Source organism: Martelella sp. AMO21009, from assembly GCF_053484295.1.
In genome coordinates this window covers 137,997-158,218 of the sequence record NZ_JBAKFR010000009.1, presented here as the reverse complement: position 1 = coordinate 158,218, position 20,222 = coordinate 137,997, and the positions used below count along the sequence as shown (strand labels likewise).

Below are 20,222 nucleotides of genomic sequence, written 5' to 3'. Positions count from 1 at the left end.
CACAACGCTCCCGCCTCAGGCCGCTTCGCCGATGATATCGGCATAGCCATTGGCTTCGAGTTCGTGGGCCAGTTCCTTGCCGCCGGTGCGGATGATCTGGCCCTTGTAGAGCACGTGGACCGTATCCGGCACGATGTAGTCGAGCAGGCGCTGATAGTGGGTAATGACCATCACCGAGCGATCCGGCGCGCGCAGCGCGTTGACGCCGTCGGCGACGATCTTCAGCGCGTCGATATCGAGGCCCGAATCGGTCTCGTCCATGACGCAGAGCTTCGGCTCCAGCAGCGCCATCTGCAGGATTTCCGCGCGCTTCTTCTCGCCGCCGGAAAAGCCGACATTCAGCGGACGCTTCAGCATGTCGTAATCGATCTTCAGCTCGGCGGAGGCCTCGCGCACCTTGCGGATGAAGTCCGGCGTCGAAAGCTCTTCCTCGCCGCGCGCCTTGCGCTGCTCGTTGATCGCGACCTTCAGGAACTGCATGGTGGCGACGCCCGGGATCTCGACCGGATACTGGAACGCCAGAAACAGCCCCTTGGCGGCGCGCTCGGCGGCGTCGAGCTCCAGAATGTTCTCGCCATTATAGAGCACCTCGCCCTCGGTGACCTCATAGTCTTCGCGGCCCGCGAGAATATAGGAGAGCGTCGACTTGCCCGACCCGTTCGGTCCCATGATCGCCGCGACCTCGCCATCCTGAATGGTCAGGTTCAGCCCGCGAATGATCTCGGTGCCATCCTCGGCAATGCGTGCGTGCAGGTTCTTGATCTCAAGCATTTTTCGTTTCCTTCACAAGGCGACTGCTCTGTCGTGCATTCCGGCAAGACCGGAGGCGGTCGCTGTCAATCTTTTCAAGGGCGCGGCGTCACTGCCGCTGCTCCATCTGATTCTGAGTCATCCTCGGGCTTGACCCGAGGATCCAATCCTATCTCGACACCCACTCTACGGCCTGCCGCTGTCGCCCTATGGATCCTCGGGTCAAGCCCGAGGATGACGCTGCGGGTGGGGCGAGCTCAAAGGTCAACGGCAAGGAGCGTGGCAAACCACCGATCCGCTCGGTTAACCAACGCTCCCCTCAAGCGAAATCCCGATCAGCTTCTGCGCTTCCACCGCGAATTCCATCGGCAGTTCCTGGATGACTTCGCGCACGAAGCCGTTGACGATCAGCGCGATGGCCTCTTCTTCGGGAATGCCGCGCTGCATGCAGTAGAACAGCTGGTCCTCGGAAATCTTCGAGGTGGTGGCCTCGTGCTCGAAGCGGGCGGATGCATTCCCGGCCTCGATGTAAGGCACGGTGTGGGCGCCGCATTTGTCGCCGATCAGCAGACTGTCGCACTGGGTGAAGTTGCGCGCGTTTTCCGCCTTGCGGTGGGCCGAGACCTGGCCGCGATAGGTGTTGTTGGAAACGCCTGCCGAAATGCCCTTGGAGATGATGCGGCTCGACGTGTTCTTGCCGAGATGGATCATCTTGGTGCCCGAATCGATCTGCTGATGGCCGTTGGAGACTGCGATCGAATAGAACTCGCCGCGCGAATTGTCGCCGCGCAACAGGCAGGAGGGGTATTTCCAGGTGATGGCCGAACCGGTTTCGACCTGGGTCCACGAAATCTTGGAATTGTCGCCCCGGCAATCGCCGCGCTTGGTGACGAAGTTGTAGATGCCGCCCTTGCCTTCCTTGTCGCCCGGAAACCAGTTCTGGACGGTGGAATACTTGATCTCGGCATCGTCCAGCGCGATCAGCTCGACGACCGCCGCGTGAAGCTGGTTCTCGTCGCGCTGCGGCGCGGTGCAGCCTTCGAGGTAGGAAACATACGAGCCTTCCTCGGCGATGATCAGCGTGCGCTCGAACTGGCCGGTGTTCTTCTCGTTGATGCGGAAATAGGTCGACAGTTCCATCGGGCAGCGGACGCCCTTCGGCACGTAGACGAACGAGCCATCGGTAAAGACGGCGGCGTTCAGCGCGGCATAATAATTGTCCCCGCGCGGCACGACCGAGAACAGATATTTCTGAACCAGTTCCGGATATTCGCGGATCGCTTCCGAGATCGACATGAAGATCACGCCGGCCTTCGCAAGCTCCTTCTTGAAGGTGGTAACGACCGAGACCGAATCGAACACGGCATCGACGGCGACGCGGTTTTTCGGCTGGTGCTGTTTTTCCTCGACGCCCGCGAGGATTTCCTGCTCCTGCAGCGGAATACCGAGCTTCTCATAGGTCTTGAGCAGTTCCGGATCGACCTCGTCCAGCGTCTTCGGACCGGTGAAGGATTTCGGCGCGGCATAGTAGTAGATGTCGTTGAAATCGATCTTCGGGTAGCTCACCCGCGCCCAGCTTGGCTCTTCCATTGTAAGCCAGCGGCGATAGGCCTCCAGACGCCATTCCAGCATCCAGTCGGGCTCGTTCTTCTTGTGCGAGATGAAACGGATGATGTCCTCGGACAGGCCCTTGGGCGCCTTGTCCACTTCGATCATCGTCTCAAAACCGTATTTATACTGATCGACGTCGATCTCGGCGACCTGATCGACGGTCTCTTTTACGGCAACCATATTGTCACTCCACTCATAACCGGGTTCAAGGTCCGGCGGTTCGTATCCCAAGCGGGTTCACCGCTCTATTTAATCAGACTGCGCGGCAATTACACCCCGCGCGGCCTGCGATTCGTCAATTTTTCAGGCGGCCTGTCCGGCCGCCCTGCGGCGCGCGGCGATTTTGCCGAAAGCCGAAATCGCCGCGTCGATATCCTGATCCGTGGTCGACCAACCGAGCGAGACGCGCAAGCCGCCAAGGCGCGAGTCGCGCCCCATCGCCTTCAGCACCTGGCTCTCGCCGACCTTGCCGGAGGAGCAGGCCGAGCCGGCGGACAGAGCGATACCCTCAAGATCGAAGGCGATCTGGCCGGTTTCCGCTTTCAGACCCGGCAGGGTGAAGAACGCGGTATTGGCAACGCGCGGCAGGTCCGCGCCGTAGATTTCGACATCGGCGGCCGCAGCACGCATGCCATCCTCCAGCCGGTCGCGCAGCGCCGCGATTCGCGTATTCCGAGCCTCAATATCATCCGCGGCGAAGGCAGCGGCTGCGGCGAAACCGAGAATGCCCGGCACGTTTTCCGTGCCGGAATGATGCCCCTTTTCCTGCCCACCGCCGCGCACCAGCGGCGCCGGCATCAGCGTCTCGCCGCGCGAGATCAACGCGCCAACGCCCTTCGGCCCGCCAAGCTTGTGCGATGACAGGATCAGGAAATCGGCGTCCAGGGCCTCGATCGAAACCGGAATACGGCCGGCAGCCTGTACCGCATCCACCACCAGAAGCCCGCCATGCCGATGCACGATCTCCGCTGCTTCTGCAACCGGCTGGATAATCCCGGTCTCGTTGTTGACCAGCATTACCGCCGCCATCGGCAGGCCGAGGCTCTTGTCATGGGCGGAAAGCATGGCATCGAGCGCATCGAGATCGACCACGCCGGTCGGCAGAACCGGAATTTCATGACGCTGCTCGGCGGAAAAGCGTCCGCCTTCAAACACAGCTGGATGTTCGGTGCCGGAAACATAGAGCCCGCCAAGCGTCACAGCCCTGCGCCCCATGCGGAAATCGGGCGTCAGCACCAGGTTTGCCGCTTCCGTGGCGCCGGCAAGAAACGTGACATGGGCGGGGTCCGCGCCCACCAACTCGGCCACCTGCCGCCGCGCCGCCTCGACGCGCGCCCTGACGGCCCGCCCCTCGCGGTGAACGGAGGAGGCATTGCCGCAAAGATCAAGACCGTCCAGCACCGCTTCGCGCGCTTCAGGCAGAAGCGGCGCGGTGGCATTCCAGTCGAGATAGATCCGGTTGGTGCTCATGTTCTTTCTTTTGGCGGCCCTGTTTACACGGGCAAAACAGCCCGGCAACGCATTTTCCTTGAAATTCACTGCCCGCTTGCCCTATTTGGACCGCAGAACAGAAGACCTCTTTCTTTCGAACAATTCTAAACTGGTTTTAGAAAAGATGACCCTATTAGTCAAGTCAAACGGGTCGCTGCAAGCCGGTTGGAGTGTTTGAGCCGAAATTTCCGGAGAGCAAATGCCCGAAGTGATTTTCAACGGTCCGGCCGGTCGCCTTGAAGGCCGTTACCAGCCGTCCAAGGAAAAGAATGCACCGATCGCGATCGTGCTGCATCCCCACCCCCGCTTCGGCGGCACGATGAACAATCCGATCGTCTACGAACTGTTCTACATGTTCCAGAAGCGCGGCTTCACGACGCTCAGGTTCAATTTCCGCGGCATCGGCCGCAGCCAGGGCGAGTTCGACCACGGCTCGGGCGAATTGTCGGACGCGGCGGCCGCACTCGACTGGGTGCAGGGCCTGCATCCCGATTCGAAGACCTGCTGGGTCGCCGGCTATTCCTTCGGCTCCTGGATCGGCATGCAGCTTCTGATGCGCCGGCCGGAGATCGAGGGTTTCATGTCGATTGCCCCGCAGCCGAACATCTACGATTTCTCGTTCCTCGCCCCCTGCCCCTCCTCCGGCCTGATCATCCACGGCGATGCCGACAAGGTGGCCCCGCAGCGCGACGTCAACGGGCTGGTGGAAAAGCTGAAGACCCAGAAGGGCATCCTGATCACCCAGAAGACGGTGGCCGGCGCCAATCACTTCTTCTCCGGCAAGAATGACGAGTTGCTCGCCGAATGCGAGGACTACCTTGACCGCCGCCTCGACGGCGAACTGGTGCCGGAACCGGCGCCGAAGCGGATCAGATAGTTACCACTTACAGCGAAAATACAAGCAGATAGCCATGTCGAAGTTCAAGTCCGAATTCCTGCACACGCTTTTTGAGCGCGGTTTCATTCATCAGATTTCCGATGAGACCGGGCTTGACGAACTTCTTTCGAAGGAGCGGGTGACGGCCTATATCGGCTTTGATCCGACGGCGCCTTCGCTGCATGCCGGATCGCTGATCCAGATCATGATGCTGCACTGGCTGCAGAAGACCGGTCACCGGCCGATCTCGCTGATGGGCGGCGGCACCGGCATGGTCGGCGACCCCTCGTTCAAGGACGAGGCCCGCAAGCTGATGACCCTCGACATGATCGAGGACAATATCAACTCGATCCAGCGCGTTTTCGCCAATTACATGGATTACGACGCCGGCGAAAAGTCCGCGCTGATGATCAACAATGGCGAATGGCTGCGCGGGCTCAATTATCTCGAATTTCTCCGCGATGTCGGCCGCCATTTCTCGGTCAACCGGATGCTGTCCTTCGAGAGCGTCAAGATGCGCATCGACCGCGAGCAGTCGCTGTCCTTCCTGGAATTCAACTACATGATCCTCCAGGCCTATGATTTCGTCGAGCTTTGCAAGCGCTATGACTGCCGCCTGCAGATGGGGGGCTCGGACCAGTGGGGCAATATCGTCAACGGCATCGATCTCGGCCACCGCATGGACTGCCCGCAGCTTTACGCGCTGACCTCACCGCTTCTGACGACGGCATCGGGCGCCAAGATGGGCAAATCGGCCAATGGCGCGATCTGGCTCAACCCGGACATGCTGTCGGCCTATGATTTCTGGCAGTACTGGCGCAACACCGAGGACGCCGATGTCGGCCGCTTCCTGAAGCTCTACACCACGCTGCCGATGGACGAGATCGCGCGGCTTGCAGCGCTCTGCGGGTCGGAGATCAACGAGGTCAAGAAGATCCTTGCGACCGAGGTGACCGCCATGCTGCATGGCCGCGCCGCTGCCGAGGAAGCCGCCGAAACCGCCCGCAAGACCTTCGAGGAAGGCGCGCTCGCCGAAAACCTGCCGACGATCGAGGTGGCGAAGGCCGAACTCGACGGCGGCATCGGCATTCTCACGCTGATGGTCCAGGCCGGTCTTGCCGGCTCCAACGGCGAGGCCCGCCGTCATATCAAGGGCGGCGCGGTGAAGGTGAACGACAAGGGCGTTTCCGACGAACGCATGGCGGTCGGCGCCGATGCCCTGACGCAGGAAGGCGTGGTCAAGCTTTCGGTCGGCAAGAAGAAGCACATTCTGGTGCGGCCGGTGTGACAACGAGCTGCGATGTCGGCGTCCTGCGGTCGCCTACTCGCCTCTTCCTCTAAGGCCGGATATCGCTCACAGCACTGCAGCTTGCTCCCAATACTCTCTCCCGCTGGCGGGAGAGATGCCCCGAAAGGGGCAGTGAGGGTGGCGCGGCATCTCGTCTCGTGAGAGCGTTCGAGTGGATGGACTCCCCCCTCACTGTCGCTTTCGCGACATCTCTCCCCTCCGGGGCGAGAAGATTGGGGGGCTCTGCGGATAAGTCCCCTGAATGAGATCATCAGGACAAACCGCAAAGCCTCACATCACTGAAACTCGAAGATCTTGCGGAACACGCCGGGCGCGATGGCTGAAAGCGGGTTGACGATCAGCTCGGGCTTTTCGGTCTTGCCGGTGAGACGGAAGGTGATGCCGAACAGGCCCTTGTCGTTGCCGTTGCCGAGCAGCGGACCGAAGATCGGGATTTCCGCGAAAATCCGGTTCAGCCCATAGGCCGGCATGAAAGTGCCGGTCATGTCGATATTGCCGGCGGCATCGCGCACAACGCCCTTGATGGTCGCGCCCACCTGATCGCCGCGCACGAACGCATCGGAGACCCGCAGCACGCCATTAGAAATATCGATCACCGCCTGGGCGCGCTGGAAGCGCTGGTCGGTCTCGTTGATCTGATTCTTGTAGGCGGCGTTCAGGCTCTTGCCATTGGCGGCGACGGGGTCCGACAGGATTTTCTTGAGCTGCTCGTCCTTGATCAGCCGGAAGTCCGTCAGCGTTGCCATTCCCTGCCAGCCGGCATCGGTCTCGATCATGTCGAGATTGAGCGAACCGCCCGTCATCTTCTGGTAGATGCCGAGAAAACGCAGCAGCGCGCCGGCGCCGCTGGTCTTGAGCGACACAGACTGCCGGTCGCCGTCGGGCGCCACGGTCAGCGCCATCGGCTGCGACGAGGCGGTGGTCGCCTTCAGCGTGGCATCCGCCATCTTGCCTGCCCGAACCTTGATGTCGCCATTGACGCCGGAAAGCTGCCGGTCGTTTTCCCCGGAAACCCGCGCGATGTCGAAATGGACGTCAACATTGCCGCCGCCGCTTCCCCCGCCGCCGATCGAACCGCCATTGCCGCTTTTGACGAGCTGGTCGAGCAACGGCTTGGCCGAGAAGGACCGGCCGGTCAGCGTCACGTCGAGCCCGCTCGCGCCGCGCTGCATGCCGATATTGACGCTGTCGCCGGGCGAGATCGCCACATCGGTCAGCGTCGCGGCCAGAAGGCCGCCCTTGTCGAGGGTAACCCGCCCCCTGGCGCCAAGCCCGCTGCCCGACAGGCGCAGATCATCAAGCGTCGTCACGCCGTTTTCGCCGGGCGTGAGCGTGAAGGACAGCGTGGCGGGCACGCCCGGCGGCTTCTGCCAGCCGATGAAAGGCAGAGACAGGGTCGTCTGCTGCAGGTCAACGGCGATCATATTGCCTTCATCGCCGCCTTCGACCGTGAGGGAAACCGGACCGCTGACATAATCCTCAAGGCCGGGCGCAAGCTGGTTGCGCTGGGCATCGCTCAGATTGCCAGCGAGCCACAGCACTGACTGAGCGTCCTCGCCATCCGCTGCCTGTTCCGGCTTGCCGAGCGGCATGCTCCATTGCACGTCAAGCGGTATGCCATCCACGCTGCCGCCGCCCTCGAAGGAGATCCGGCTAGGCACGATCTCGATAAGACCATTTAGGCCGCTGACCTGGTTGCCGTTGATGGGCGTGGCGATCGCGCCATCCTTGATATCAGCCACGACGTGCCAGACCGGATCGAAGGCGACGTCGCGATTGAGCGGAAAACTTGCCCTGAGATTGACCTCGGCGTTGCCGGAAAACTGGTCGGAGGTGAAATCCGTCGATTTCAGCGCGTTGATCGGCGGCGCCTCGGCGAGCTTCACCAGATCGCGGACTTCGCCGGCGAGCATGATGTCGACGGCCCCGGTCAGCGGCTTGGAATAGGTGTCGGCGATCGCGAAGGTGCCCTCCTTCAGCTTCACCGTGCGGGATTTGGCAACGCTGAGCGCGCCGTCCCTGATCTCGACATCGACCCTGCCGCCATTGATCGCCACGCGGGCGTCGCTGCGCTCGACATCGGGCATCTGGTCGCTGAGCGTGATCCGGGTGTCATCGATATCGAAGGCGACCTTCATCTCGGTCTCGTCCAGTTCGAGCGGAATACCGGGTCCCTCGATCCGGCCCGCTTTCAGGAAGATTGCGATATCGCCATTGGTGACCACGCCGCCGTGGAGATTACGGCTGACCCATTCGCGTGGCTTCCTGGCGATCCAGAACGGCCAGAGCTGCTTGACCGCTTCGGTATCCATCCGTTCGATCCGGGCGCCGAAGCTGAGCTCCGGGCTGGCGTCGCCGAACACCGCCTTGAACGAGGCCGCCATCATGCCCTGGGGCGAGCTGATCGTGATATCATCGAGCAGAAGGCGCGGGATCGACGCCCGGTACTCCCCGGTGAACTTCGCGTCGAATATCAGCGGCGGAAGGCCGGGCTCGCGCGATTTGAACCGCCCACCGCGCACCAGCACATCCAGCGCATAGCCATCCGTGGCATCGGGTTGGTAGCGGTCGAGATCGATAATCCCGGCGGTGAAGGGAAACTGGCTGCCGTCGAATTCGAACGAGGAATCGCTGATTTCGATCGATTTCTTGGCGGTATCGTAGGTCAGGTTCAGATTGGCGTCGTTGAAGGGCCGCGCGATCGAATCCGCGATAAAACGGCCAGCGCCGACATCGATCTGCGCGGCGACCGCGGGCTCGCCGTCGACACGCGCGCGCTCCAGGGAGAGCACGAGATCCGCGGTCCCCTCAAGGCCGAGCATTGGTTCGCCGTCTTCCTTCGTCCTCAGCAGAAACGGCGTCAGCACCAGGTTGGAAACCTCGGCCTGCAGACTTTGCGTGCGGCCGTCCTGCTCCACCGATTCGGCAGAAAACGCGGCCGCCGTTCCGTCCAGCAGCACCTCGCCATCGACCCGGAGTATGCCGTCGGCCAGAAGGTTGAGATTGATCTCGCGGATATCGACATTGACGGATTTTCCGGGCGAGGCGCTGCCAACCGGAAACACGATGTCGCTCAGATAGATCGAGCGGGTATCGGCGGCGGTGAGAATGCCGCGGGCGAAATCGGTATGGGTGAACATCTGCTCCACCAGAACCGGCAGGCTGTCGACCCGGTGCTCGGTGAGGCGGAAGGTCCCGGTGGAGGGCAGCGCCGAGGAATCAACCGCGATATCATCGACGGACACGGAGTTGACGGTCACCTGACCGCCGGCGAGCTTGATCGGGTCCACGGCGAAATCCATGGTTCCGATCGACGCGATCTGCTTTTCGCCCGGGCCGAACAGCGTCACGCCGCGCACGCTGAGCTTCAGGTCAAGATCGCCGCCGAGCCTCAGCCGCGCGGTCTCGATGCGGGCGTGATAGCCGTCCGGCATCGCCGCGGCGATCTGTTCATTGGCCTTGGCGGCAAGAAACCGGTCCAGCGATCCGCTTTCGATAACGTAGTAGACGAGGAGCAGCAGACCGCCGGCGAACAGTCCGAAAAACGCCAGGAAACGAAAGCAGTGACGGGTGAAGCTGCGATGCGTCGACGCGCGCACGATCATCGGCTCATGCGCCTGGGCCGAGGGCAGCTTGTGGAGCGAAACGTTTTCGCCGCGGCCGAAACGGGTGCGTTCGCCTCTGATCAGGGAATCTTTTTGCTTGCTGTCGTCCAAAGCCGCTCCGTAAGCGTATAAACTGCGCTGAAACAGGTCTGCCCGGCGCGAATCTCTGAAGGCATATTCACGACGAAGCGCATCGCTGGCAAGCGCGCAACCCTTTATCCGGTCGCCATTTATGCCGACCTGTGCTTGAACGCTAAATGAACAAAGGAGTGAGAATTTGACCGAACTGAAAGAAGGCGACAAGGCCCCCGATTTTTCCCTTCCCGTTTCCGAGGAAGAGACGTTCGCGCTGGCGGACACCAAGGGCAAGAACCTGGTGCTTTACTTCTACCCCAAGGACGACACCAAGGGCTGCACCGTTGAAGCAATTGCGTTCACCGCCCTTTCGGAAGCCTTTGAAAAGGCAAACACAATTGTTCTGGGCGTTTCGCCCGACGGGCTCAAGAGCCACGCGAAATTCGCCAAGAAACATGACCTTTCCGTTCTGCTTGGCGCTGACGAGGATCATGCGGTAGCCGAGGCCTATGGCGTCTGGAAGGAAAAGAGCATGTATGGCAAGACCTATATGGGCATCGAGCGCTCGACTTTCCTGATTGCGCCGGACGGCACGCTCAAGCGCATCTGGCGCAAGGTGAAGGCGGACGGCCATGCCGAAGCGGTGCTTGAGGCCGTCAACGGCGGGTAACCGACGAAAAAGGGCATTTCACGGCGCTGAAATGCCCTTGATCGCCCGGTTTTCTTGACTCTCGGGCCGTTTGCGACTATCCCGCCCCTCGTACGCATGACGATGGTGAAAGCGCCGTCGAATTTGTCACGAAAACACGGAACCCGTTTTCCTTTGACCTCATTTTCCGATCTTGGGCTCAGTCCCAAAGTACTCTCCGCTGTAACCGAGGCCGGCTACAGCGAACCCACGCCCATCCAGGCGGGCGCCATTCCGCATGCTCTGGAGCGCCGCGATGTTTGCGGTATCGCCCAGACCGGCACCGGGAAGACCGCTTCCTTCGTGCTGCCGATGCTGACGCTTCTGGAGCGCGGCCGGGCCCGGGCGCGCATGCCGCGCACGCTGATTCTCGAGCCGACCCGCGAACTCGCGGCCCAGGTCGCCGAGAATTTCGATAAATACGGCAAGAACCACAAGCTCAATGTCGCGCTGCTGATTGGCGGCGTTTCCTTCGAGGAGCAGAACCGCAAGCTCGAACGCGGCGCCGATGTGCTGATCTGCACGCCCGGCCGCCTGCTCGACCACACCGAGCGCGGCAAGCTGCTGATGACCGGCGTCGAAATCCTCGTCATCGACGAGGCCGACCGCATGCTCGACATGGGCTTCATTCCCGATATCGAGCGGATAGCCAAGCTCATTCCGTTCACGCGCCAGACGCTGTTCTTCTCGGCGACGATGCCGCCGGAGATCCAGAAGCTCGCCGACCGGTTCCTGCAGAACCCGGCCCGCGTCGAAGTAGCGCCGCCCTCCTCCACCGCGGCCACCGTCGAGCAGAAGCTCGTCGCCACCGGCGGCAAGGACTATGAAAAGCGCGCGTCCCTGCGCGCCATAATCGACAAGCAGGACGACCTGAAGAACGCGATCATCTTCTGCAACCGCAAGAAGTCGGTCGCCGATCTCTTGCGCTCGCTGCAGCGCCATGAATATCCCTGCGGGGCGCTCCATGGCGACATGGACCAGCATTCGCGCACCACGATCCTGCAGAATTTCCGTGACGGCAAATTGCCGCTGCTGGTGGCCTCCGATGTCGCCGCGCGCGGCCTCGACATTCCCGATGTCAGCCACGTCTTCAATTACGACGTGCCGATCCATGCCGAGGACTATGTCCACCGCATCGGCCGCACCGGTCGCGCCGGGCGCAAGGGCGCAGCCTTCACGCTGGTTGCTCCCAAGGATGCCAAGTTCGTCGATGCCATCGAAAAGCTGATCGATCGCAAGATCGAGTATCTCGACGGCGATCTCGGCACTGTGCAGGCTGAAGACGAGGGTGAAAAGCCCGCAGCCCGCACCCGCAAGGGCAAGTCGCGCAAGCAGGACAACAAGCCTGCGGAAGAAAAGGCGGAGGCTCCGCGTCCCGCCGAAGCGGCGAAACCTGCGCCGGCCGAAAAGCCGGCCCCGTCGAAGAAACCCGCCAATGACGATCGCCGGCGCTCGCGCCGCCGCGACCGCGACGACGACCAGACCCCTGTCGGCTTCGGCGACGAGATTCCAGCCTTCATGCTGGTCGCCGCCAAGGCCTGACGTCGGGACAATTCCTTGAACATGATGAGAGCCGCATCTCCTTCAGGAGGTGCGGCTCTCATCATATGCCTGATATGCCGTCAAAAAACCGTCAGTAAGCTTGCCTTTACAGCAATACATACAGATAAAAATCTCTCAATATTCATTTGGTATGCGCATTATATAATACAAATGCGCATTATCGTCAATTATATTTTCGAGAAGTCCGCACTTCACGACAAGTAGTGGTAACCGCGCCTGTAGTATAGCAAGGCTTCGCCGGGCGCGCTCATCTTCACGCCGACGACCTCGCCGATCAGAATCCAGTGCGTCGTCATTGCCTTTGCTTCCACCAGCCTGCAATCGAAGCTGGCCAGCGCATCGGCCAGAACCGGCGCGCCGCTTGCCTCGACCTCCCATTCAGCCATGGCGAACCGTTCCTCGGCCGAAAGCCCGGTGAAGCCGGCGAAGGCATCGGCGAGCGGGCGGTGATGGGCGGCAAGCGTATTGAGCGCAAAATTGCCGCTTTCCTCGAATATCGCATTGTGCTCGTTCAGGCGATTGACGCACGCCAGCACCGTCGGCGGCGCGTCCGATACCGAGCAGGCGGCGGTCGCCGTCACGCCGCGCATCACGCCGCCATGGGCGGTGGTTACGATCTGAACATGGCCGGCATAATGGGCCATTGCATCGCGGTAATGTTTGGAAAACTGCGGATCATCATGCATGGGGAATGCCGCGCTCAAGCGTGGAAAAAACTGTCAAGGAACCATCCCTCTAATACTCAGTTGCGGTACTTACGGCGTTGCCCCTGCATCTGGCAAGGGTTATGACAGGGTTCATTGCGGCAAGTTTTGAGAAGAGGACGCGCGATCATGAGATCCATTCACGCCTGCCTCCTGGGCCTCGCCATCACCGGGCTCGCCGCCGCTCCTTCCCTTGCGGCCGAGAGCCTGAAGATCGGCGTTGTCGCGCCGGTGAGCGGAGACTACGCCATTCTCGGAGAACAGGCGCTTGATGGCGCGAACCTTGCCGCCAGAAACCACGATATAGAACTGACCCCGGTCGATGAAAGCTGCGAGGATGGCAGCGGCGCGGATATCGGTCGCACGCTTGCCGATGCCGGCGTCGATATCGCCATCGGCTTTTTCTGCTCCGAGACCGTGCGCGGGGCGATGCCTGTGCTGCGGGATTCGGGCATTCCGGCGATCACCCTTTCCGCCCGGTCGATGCCGCTGATGGCCACCGCGCTGAAGGAAGGCTGGCCGCTGTTCCGCATGGCGCCCAACGATCAGGACGGGACCGACGCGATCGTCGATTTCATCATGGACGAATGGATCGACCAGCCGGTCGCCCTGCTCGATGACGGAACGATCTATTTCCGCGAGATGGTCAATGCCGTGCGCAACGCGCTGGAGGAACGCGGGCTGCAGCCGGTGCTCGTCGATACGTTCCGCCCGGCGCAGGAGCAGCAATTGTCGCTGGTGCGCCGCCTCTCCCAGGCCGGCGCAACCCATGTTTTCATCGGCGGCACGCGCGATGATGTCGCCATTGTCGCGCGCGACGCGCTCGAACAGGGCGCCGATCTCACCATCCTCGGAACCGAGGCCCTCCGCGCCCGGGAAACCGAGGTGCCGCTCGAGCCCGGTGTTCTGGCGATCGGACTGCCCGAATATGGCGAACTCCCCCCTGCCGCCGAGCTCGCGGAGCTTGCCGCCAGTGAAGGCGTCATCCCGGAAGGCTATGTCGTGCCTGCCGCAAGCGCGGTCGATGTTGCCACCCAGGCAATGGCGGCAGCCGATGGCGATCGCGCCCGGCTCGCCGCTATGCTTGCCACCGGTGAATTCGACACCGCGCTCGGCCCGGTTTCCTTCACCGATCGCCACGAACTGGCGGACAATCCGTATTTTCTTTTGCGCTGGCAGGGTAATCAATTCGTGCCGGTTTTCGATTCGGCCCGCCAGTAATACCAAGAAGGATACATGCAGTGAAACGTCCCCTGCGCATCGCCCCCTCGATACTTTCCGCCGACTTTTCCAGACTGGGAGAGGATGTGCGCGCCGTCGTTGATGACGGCGCCGACTGGGTGCATCTCGATGTCATGGACGGCCACTTCGTGCCGAACATCACGTTTGGCCCGCCGATCATCTCCAAGCTGCGCGGCCACACGGATGCCGTCTTCGACTGCCATTTGATGATCGCGCCCGCCGATCCCTATCTTGAGGCCTTTGCCAAGGCGGGATCGGACAGGATCACGGTGCACCAGGAGGCCGGACCGCACTTGCACCGCTCGTTGCAGACCATCCGCAACCTGGGCAAGAAGGCGGGCGTGGCGTTGAACCCGGCAACCCCGGTCTCGACGATCGAAAACGTGATCGACGATCTCGACCTCATTCTGGTGATGACCGTCAATCCCGGTTTCGGCGGTCAGGCCTTCATCCCCGCCATGCTTGAGAAGATCAAGCAGGTCGACGCGCTGATCGGCGACCGCCCGATCGAGCTTCAGGTCGATGGCGGGATCGCGCCGGACACGGTGGAAGCGGTCACAAGAGCCGGCGCCAATGTGCTGGTCGCGGGCTCGGCCATCTTCGGCAAGGCCGAGGGCGGCAGCTACCGGCCGGCCATGGATGCGATGCGGTCGGCCGCAGTTTAGCGTACAGCGTTTCAGGCGTATTCTGGAAGATGGGTCAACGGCCGGGAGCGATGTCACGCGCCCGGCTCGATAAGAAACGCCGATATGCCGGCCCCGCGCCGGCCAATAACAAGGAGCTGCAATGCCAGGTCTTACACGCCTTCTGGGCGCAACAGTGCTTTCCGGCCTCGCCGCCGCGACCGCGAGCGCCGGCGATTTCGCCGCCTTCACCCCACTCGGTTTTTCGGAGGACGGCAAGGTCTTTGCTTTCGAGGAATACGGCCAGGAAGATGGATCCGGTTTCGCCTATTCCAATATCTTCTTCATCGATACGCTGAACGACGCTTTTCTGGACGGCACGCCGTTCCGCCTTCGCACCGAGACCGACAATGCCTCGATCAGCGCGGCGCGCGCGCTCGCCGTGCGCGAGGCCCTGCAGATGATCCAGGATTACCAGCTGCTCGACCATCCCGGCTGGCTCGCCGCCTTCAACCCGGTGACAGAGAACAATGGCGACAGCGGAACAATCAGGTATCGCGCTCACCCGAACCTGTCGCCGGTCAGCGAAATGACCCTCGAAACCTTTCCGCTCGCGCCGAACCCCGCCTGCACCGACATCACGCCCGATGCCCGCGGCTTTCGCCTGACCTATCGCAGCCCGGAAGGCGAGGAGCGGGAAATCCACGCCGACACGCGCCTGCCGGAAAGCCGCAACTGCCCGCTGGATTACCGCCTCGGCGGCATGATGACCTATGGCGGCGGCGGGCCGGATGCGGTCCACGTCGCGCTGGTGATAGTGCTGTCGCAAGGCTTCGAAGGACCGAACGGCCGCTGGATCGCCGTGCCTTTCCGGCCTTAAAACGCAGGGACACGGAGCATTTTGCCGGCGCAAAGATTTCATTTGCGCCGGAAATGGTCTATGCGCTTTGCCAGATGGAAATGTGAAGGACGAAGCCTCGATGATACCGCGTTATTCCCGCCCCGAGATGACGGAAGTCTGGTCGCCGGAAACGAAATTCCGGATCTGGTTCGAAATCGAGGCCCATGCCTGCAACGCGCTCGCCGAAATCGGCGTGATTCCCGAAAGTGCGGCCAAGACCATCTGGGAAAAAGGCAGCGCCGCGACCTTCGACGTCGCCCGCATCGACGAGATCGAGGCCGTCACCAAGCATGACGTCATTGCCTTCCTCACCCACCTTGCCGAAATCGTCGGACCCGATGCCCGGTTCGTCCATCAGGGCATGACCTCGTCCGACGTACTCGACACCTGTTTCAACGTCCAGCTCACACGCGCCAGCGACCTGCTGCTCGCCGATCTCGACAAGCTGCTCGCCGCCCTGAAGCGCCGCGCCTTCGAGCACAAGGACACGGTCACGATCGGCCGTTCGCATGGCATCCATGCCGAGCCAACCACGTTCGGCATCAAGCTGGCACAGGCCTATGCCGAATTCGACCGCTGCCGCGACCGGCTTGTCGCCGCGCGCGCGGAAATCGCCACCTGCGCGATCTCCGGCGCTGTCGGCACCTTCGCCAATATCGACCCGCGGGTGGAGGAACATGTCGCGGAAGCCATGGGCCTGAAGCCGGAACCGGTCTCGACCCAGGTGATCCCGCGCGACCGACATGCGATGTTCTTCGCCACGCTCGGCGTCATCGCCTCGTCGGTCGAACGCCTCGCCACGGAAATCCGCCACCTGCAGCGCACCGAGGTGCTGGAAGCGGAGGAATATTTCTCGCCGGGCCAGAAGGGTTCGTCGGCAATGCCGCACAAGCGCAATCCGGTGCTGACCGAAAACCTCACCGGGCTTGCCCGCATGGTGCGCAGCTTCGCAATGCCGGCGATGGAAAATGTGGCGCTCTGGCACGAGCGCGACATTTCGCACTCCTCGGTCGAACGGATGATCGGCCCCGATGCGACCGTGACGCTCGACTTCGCGCTCGCGCGGCTCACCGGCGTTGTCGACAAGCTGCTCGTCTACCCCGAGACGATGATGAACAATCTCAACAAGTTCCGCGGGCTGGTTCATTCCCAGCGCGTCCTGCTGGCGCTGACGCAGGCCGGCGTGTCGCGCGAGGACGCCTATCGCCTGGTCCAGCGCAACGCCATGCGCGTGTGGGAGGAAGGCAAGGACTTTCTCGAGGAACTGCTCGCCGACGAGGAAGTGCGCGCCGCCCTTTCCGAAGAGACGATCCGCGAGAAGTTCGACCTCGGCTACCACACCAAGCATGCCGATACCATTTTCAAGCGGGTTTTCGGCGAAGCCTGACGCCCGCTCCCATCAAAGACGACGATCCGCATGAAAGCCTCCGAAGCAGATATCATTCTCATCCCCGGCTACAAGAATGCCGGGCCGGGACACTGGCAGAGCCGCTGGGAGCAGAAACTCTCGACGGCGCGGCGGGTGGAACAGGCTGAATGGAACAAGCCGGTTGTCGAAGACTGGGTCGACAAGCTTGTGGAAGCGGTCAACGCTTCGACGCGCCCGGCCGTGCTGGTCGCCCATTCGCTCGGCATTCCCACCGCCATCCTCGCGCTGCCCCGATTCGAGAAACCGGTGGCCGGCGGCTTCTTCGTCGCGCCGCCGGAAGTCGACAATCCGAAGATCCGCCCGAAGCATCTCCAGACGTTTGGCCCCTATCCGCGCGACCCGCTGCCATTTCCGAGCATCGTGATCGCTAGCCGCAATGATTCCTTCGGGTCCTTCGACCATGCCGGCGACATCGCCAATGCATGGGGGTCGGCCTTCTTCGATGTCGGAGAGGCCGGGCATATCAACGAGGAAGACGGCTTCGGTCCCTGGCCGGAAGGCATATTGATGTTCGGGCGTTTTCTGTCGCGTCTGTGAGGGCAGGATAAAGCTGGAGGGCACCGGGAATGCGCGATATCTCGAACGCCGCTTCAGCGAACTGAAATCATTGCGGCTTTCAAATCAGAATTGACTTTCTCCATTCATGGACCACACTTGTAGTGTGGGTCCACGATGACTTTTTGCATCCGGATCGGCCAAATATAGAAAATTGAGGGGAGCGCGAACCGGGCTGATGCGGCCTTGCAGCCGAGCAGAGCAAGTTCAGCATTTGCCAAAACCGCCTCCAGCAAGAGGGCGAACTTTGACGGAGGACAGGAGTGAGTTTTGGAGGAAATCCGGAATAGCGGCCGCCGCAATCGAAGGCTCGGCAGTCGCGATGGCGGCGCTTGACGTCTTCAGTTTGAAGATCCGGGCCGTCAATGACAGCTTCAAGGCGATCGCTCAGGGAAGCGATCTTGTCGGCGCAAATATTCTCGATTGGGTTCACAGTGACGACCGGCCCGTGCTGCAATCCCTGCTGTCCACGGCGGATAAGAAGGGCAAGCCGCTTACCCGGGAAATACGTTTCGGCCCGCGCCCCGATGGTCCATGGCGGTGGATGCTGTGCTCCAACAAGCCTCTGTCGCCCGAACACGACGGCCGCAAAACGCTTTCCCTGCTGAGCTGCACGGATATCAACGCACAGAAGCTGCGCGAACTGGAAGCCAATGAACGCGCCCATCGCTGGGACTACGCGCTCGTCAGTTCGGGGCTCGGCGTCTGGGACCATGACTACCGGCGTGGCCAGTTCTTCTATTCGCAAACCTGGCTGACGATGCGCGGCTATCCCGGCGGCGGTCCACAGCCCTTCTCATCGACCGAGGAATGGCTGCAACTGGTACATCCCGACGATCGCGATTTCGTTGCCAACGCGATCGAACGCCAGAAAACCGGCGATCCCCAGTACATGAACTTCGAATACCGCGAGCGCCACGCGGACGGGCACTGGATCTGGATCGAGTGTCGCGGCGATGCGGTATCGAGTTTCTTCGACCACAAACCCGCCCGTATCGTCGGCACCGATCGCGACATCACCGACCGCAAGAATGCCGAAATGCTTCTTTCGCGGACCCGCCAGCGGCTTGAACTGGCCCTGAGCACCTCCCGCATCGGCGTGTTCGAGTACAATCCGGAAACAGGCATGGTGATTGCCGACAAGCGCATCTGTGAGATTTACGGATTTGGGGAGGAGGCTGAAACCTACCACGCCAGCCGTCTTGGCGCGATCACCGCCCCGGAAGACCTGAATCGCATCAGGGCGGCATTGCAATCGCTGAAGCCAGGCGACCCTCCAATATCCGATGAGTTCCGGATCAACCGGGAGGACGACGGCGCCGTGCGTCATGTTCGCGCTCTGATGACCATGCGGATCGACGATGAAGGGCAGCAGAACATTCTGGGGATCAACTGGGACGTCACCGAAGAGGTGCGGCTGCGCCAGGACCTGATCACCGCCAAGCAACTCGCCGAAGCCCGCAATTTCGAGCTCGACCGCGCCAAATCCGATATCGAACAGGCGGCCCTGCACGACTATCTGACCAGCCTGCCCAACCGGCGCTTTCTTGACGATGAATTGTCGCGCCGCGTCGAGATGGCGCCGACAACGGCCGGCAAGCTTGCGCTGATGCAGATCGATATCGATGACTTCAAGGCCGTCAACGACAGCTATGGACATGGCGCCGGCGATGCGGTGCTGCGCCATGCCGCCCAGGTCCTGCTGAGCGTCAGCCGCCACAATGATTTCGTCGCGCGCGTGGGCGGCGACGAATTCGCCTTCATCTGCAGCTATGGAAATGGCGCGGCCGGTCTGGAACAGGTCGCAAAGCGCATGCTTCTGGAACTGTCCAAGCCACTCGAAGTGGGCGAGCACCGCATCCGCATCGGCGCCTGCGTCGGCATCGTCACCGCGGATGCCTGCGAGGACCTGTCCGCCGGCAGCCTCATGAAGAACAGCGACCTTGCCCTCAAGCTGGCGAAACAGCAGGGCAAGAACCGCGTCGCCTTCTACTCGCCTGATCTCAAAAGCGCGGTTGCCGCCAACCGGACGCCTACCGACCGGCTGATGCAGGCGGTGGAGCAATGCGACTTCGTCCCCTTCTACCAGCCACAATTCGACGCGAAGACGCTGAGGCTGACTGGCATCGAGACGCTGGCGCGCTGGCGCCACGCCGATGGCAGTTTCGGCCAGCCTTCGGAATTCATGCCGCTCGCGGAAACGCTGAACCTGATGAACATGATCGACACCAGCATCCTCGCCCAGGCGACCAGCGATTTCCGGCGCTGGAGCGATCTCGGGCTCGATCCGCCAGGCATTTCGTTGAACCTTTCGCCGCGCCGCCTGAGCGATCCGGCGCTGGTTTCCGCGCTGGAGGAATTCGAACTTCCGGCGGGCAAGCTGACTTTCGAACTTCTGGAATCGATCTTTCTGGACGAGCCGGACGATATCAGCGCCTACAATCTGAAGCAGCTTCGAAGGCTGGGCATCTGCATCGACGTTGACGATTTCGGCACGGGATATACATCAATCAGCGGCCTCTTGAAGGTCGCGCCCAACGGCCTCAAGATCGCCCGCGAACTGGTCCTGCCGCTGCCGCACTCGCCCGATCAGCGCGCGATCGTCAAATCGATCATCGATATCGCCAAGACGCTGAAGATAAAGGTAATCGCCGAGGGCGTGGAAACCAAACGCCACGCCGAGATCGTGACCAAGCTCGGCTGCGACGTTCTTCAGGGCTACTGGCTGGGCCGACCGATGCCGGCCGCCGAGTTCGAGAAGGTGCTGCGCGAGCAGACCGAACTGGTGTAGATGCAGCG

15 protein-coding genes are annotated in these 20,222 nt (G+C 61.8%); 10 read left to right on the top strand and 5 right to left on the bottom strand.

Going from position 1 to position 20,222, the window contains the following annotated elements; all coding sequences use genetic code 11:
• Nucleotides 1-15 precede the first annotated feature (15 nt).
• From sufC to V6766_RS12880, 3 genes are all read right to left on the bottom strand, one after another.
• Complete coding sequence (sufC, locus tag V6766_RS12890; RefSeq protein WP_018066385.1) at nucleotides 16-771, bottom strand: Fe-S cluster assembly ATPase SufC; 756 nt, start codon at nucleotides 769-771, stop codon at nucleotides 16-18.
• A 282-nt stretch (nucleotides 772-1,053) separates the two neighbouring features.
• Nucleotides 1,054-2,541 carry a Fe-S cluster assembly protein SufB gene (gene sufB / locus V6766_RS12885; protein WP_448467008.1) on the bottom strand — a complete coding sequence of 496 codons (1,488 nt, stop codon included), beginning with the start codon at nucleotides 2,539-2,541 and terminating at the stop codon, nucleotides 1,054-1,056.
• 123 nt (nucleotides 2,542-2,664) lie between these two features.
• The gene (locus V6766_RS12880) at nucleotides 2,665-3,831 is read right to left on the bottom strand and encodes a cysteine desulfurase family protein (RefSeq protein WP_448467006.1); all 1,167 of its coding nucleotides are present in this window, start codon (nucleotides 3,829-3,831) and stop codon (nucleotides 2,665-2,667) included.
• Nucleotides 3,832-4,051: 220 nt separating this feature from the next.
• On the opposite strand from V6766_RS12880, the gene V6766_RS12875 reads away from it, so the two are divergent.
• Nucleotides 4,052-4,729: an alpha/beta hydrolase gene (locus tag V6766_RS12875; protein WP_230718853.1), complete on the top strand. Its 678-nt coding sequence runs from the start codon at nucleotides 4,052-4,054 to the stop codon at nucleotides 4,727-4,729.
• A 34-nt stretch (nucleotides 4,730-4,763) separates the two neighbouring features.
• Entirely contained in the window at nucleotides 4,764-6,017 is a 1,254-nt protein-coding gene (gene tyrS / locus V6766_RS12870) for a tyrosine--tRNA ligase (protein WP_448467004.1), read from the top strand.
• Between the two features lie 296 nt (nucleotides 6,018-6,313).
• Here tyrS and V6766_RS12865 read toward each other — a convergent pair whose 3' ends face one another.
• Entirely contained in the window at nucleotides 6,314-9,754 is a 3,441-nt protein-coding gene (locus tag V6766_RS12865) for a YhdP family protein (RefSeq protein ID WP_448467002.1), read from the bottom strand.
• A gap of 166 nt (nucleotides 9,755-9,920) precedes the next feature.
• On the opposite strand from V6766_RS12865, the gene bcp reads away from it, so the two are divergent.
• Complete coding sequence (gene bcp, locus V6766_RS12860) at nucleotides 9,921-10,388, top strand: thioredoxin-dependent thiol peroxidase (protein ID WP_448467000.1); 468 nt, start codon at nucleotides 9,921-9,923, stop codon at nucleotides 10,386-10,388.
• A gap of 153 nt (nucleotides 10,389-10,541) precedes the next feature.
• Nucleotides 10,542-11,948, top strand: a complete 1,407-nt coding sequence (locus V6766_RS12855; protein WP_448466998.1) for a DEAD/DEAH box helicase — start codon at nucleotides 10,542-10,544, stop codon at nucleotides 11,946-11,948.
• A 212-nt stretch (nucleotides 11,949-12,160) separates the two neighbouring features.
• Here the strand turns inward: V6766_RS12855 and V6766_RS12850 are convergent, their stop codons facing one another.
• Entirely contained in the window at nucleotides 12,161-12,655 is a 495-nt protein-coding gene (locus V6766_RS12850; RefSeq protein ID WP_448466996.1) for a flavin reductase, read from the bottom strand.
• 147 nt (nucleotides 12,656-12,802) lie between these two features.
• Between V6766_RS12850 and V6766_RS12845 the strand changes: the two genes are divergently transcribed.
• From V6766_RS12845 to V6766_RS12820, 6 genes are all read left to right on the top strand, one after another.
• The gene (locus V6766_RS12845) at nucleotides 12,803-13,894 is read left to right on the top strand and encodes a branched-chain amino acid ABC transporter substrate-binding protein (protein WP_448466994.1); all 1,092 of its coding nucleotides are present in this window, start codon (nucleotides 12,803-12,805) and stop codon (nucleotides 13,892-13,894) included.
• Between the two features lie 20 nt (nucleotides 13,895-13,914).
• Nucleotides 13,915-14,580 carry a ribulose-phosphate 3-epimerase gene (gene rpe, locus V6766_RS12840; RefSeq protein ID WP_448466992.1) on the top strand — a complete coding sequence of 222 codons (666 nt, stop codon included), beginning with the start codon at nucleotides 13,915-13,917 and terminating at the stop codon, nucleotides 14,578-14,580.
• 121 nt (nucleotides 14,581-14,701) lie between these two features.
• The gene (locus V6766_RS12835) at nucleotides 14,702-15,418 is read left to right on the top strand and encodes a DUF2259 domain-containing protein (protein WP_448466990.1); all 717 of its coding nucleotides are present in this window, start codon (nucleotides 14,702-14,704) and stop codon (nucleotides 15,416-15,418) included.
• A gap of 100 nt (nucleotides 15,419-15,518) precedes the next feature.
• Nucleotides 15,519-16,826 (top strand): adenylosuccinate lyase, encoded by a 1,308-nt coding sequence (gene purB, locus V6766_RS12830; protein ID WP_448467026.1) that lies wholly within the window; start codon nucleotides 15,519-15,521, stop codon nucleotides 16,824-16,826.
• 30 nt (nucleotides 16,827-16,856) lie between these two features.
• Nucleotides 16,857-17,405 carry an RBBP9/YdeN family alpha/beta hydrolase gene (locus tag V6766_RS12825; protein WP_448466988.1) on the top strand — a complete coding sequence of 183 codons (549 nt, stop codon included), beginning with the start codon at nucleotides 16,857-16,859 and terminating at the stop codon, nucleotides 17,403-17,405.
• A gap of 196 nt (nucleotides 17,406-17,601) precedes the next feature.
• The gene (locus V6766_RS12820; protein ID WP_448466986.1) at nucleotides 17,602-20,214 is read left to right on the top strand and encodes an EAL domain-containing protein; all 2,613 of its coding nucleotides are present in this window, start codon (nucleotides 17,602-17,604) and stop codon (nucleotides 20,212-20,214) included.
• Nucleotides 20,215-20,222 lie beyond the last annotated feature (8 nt).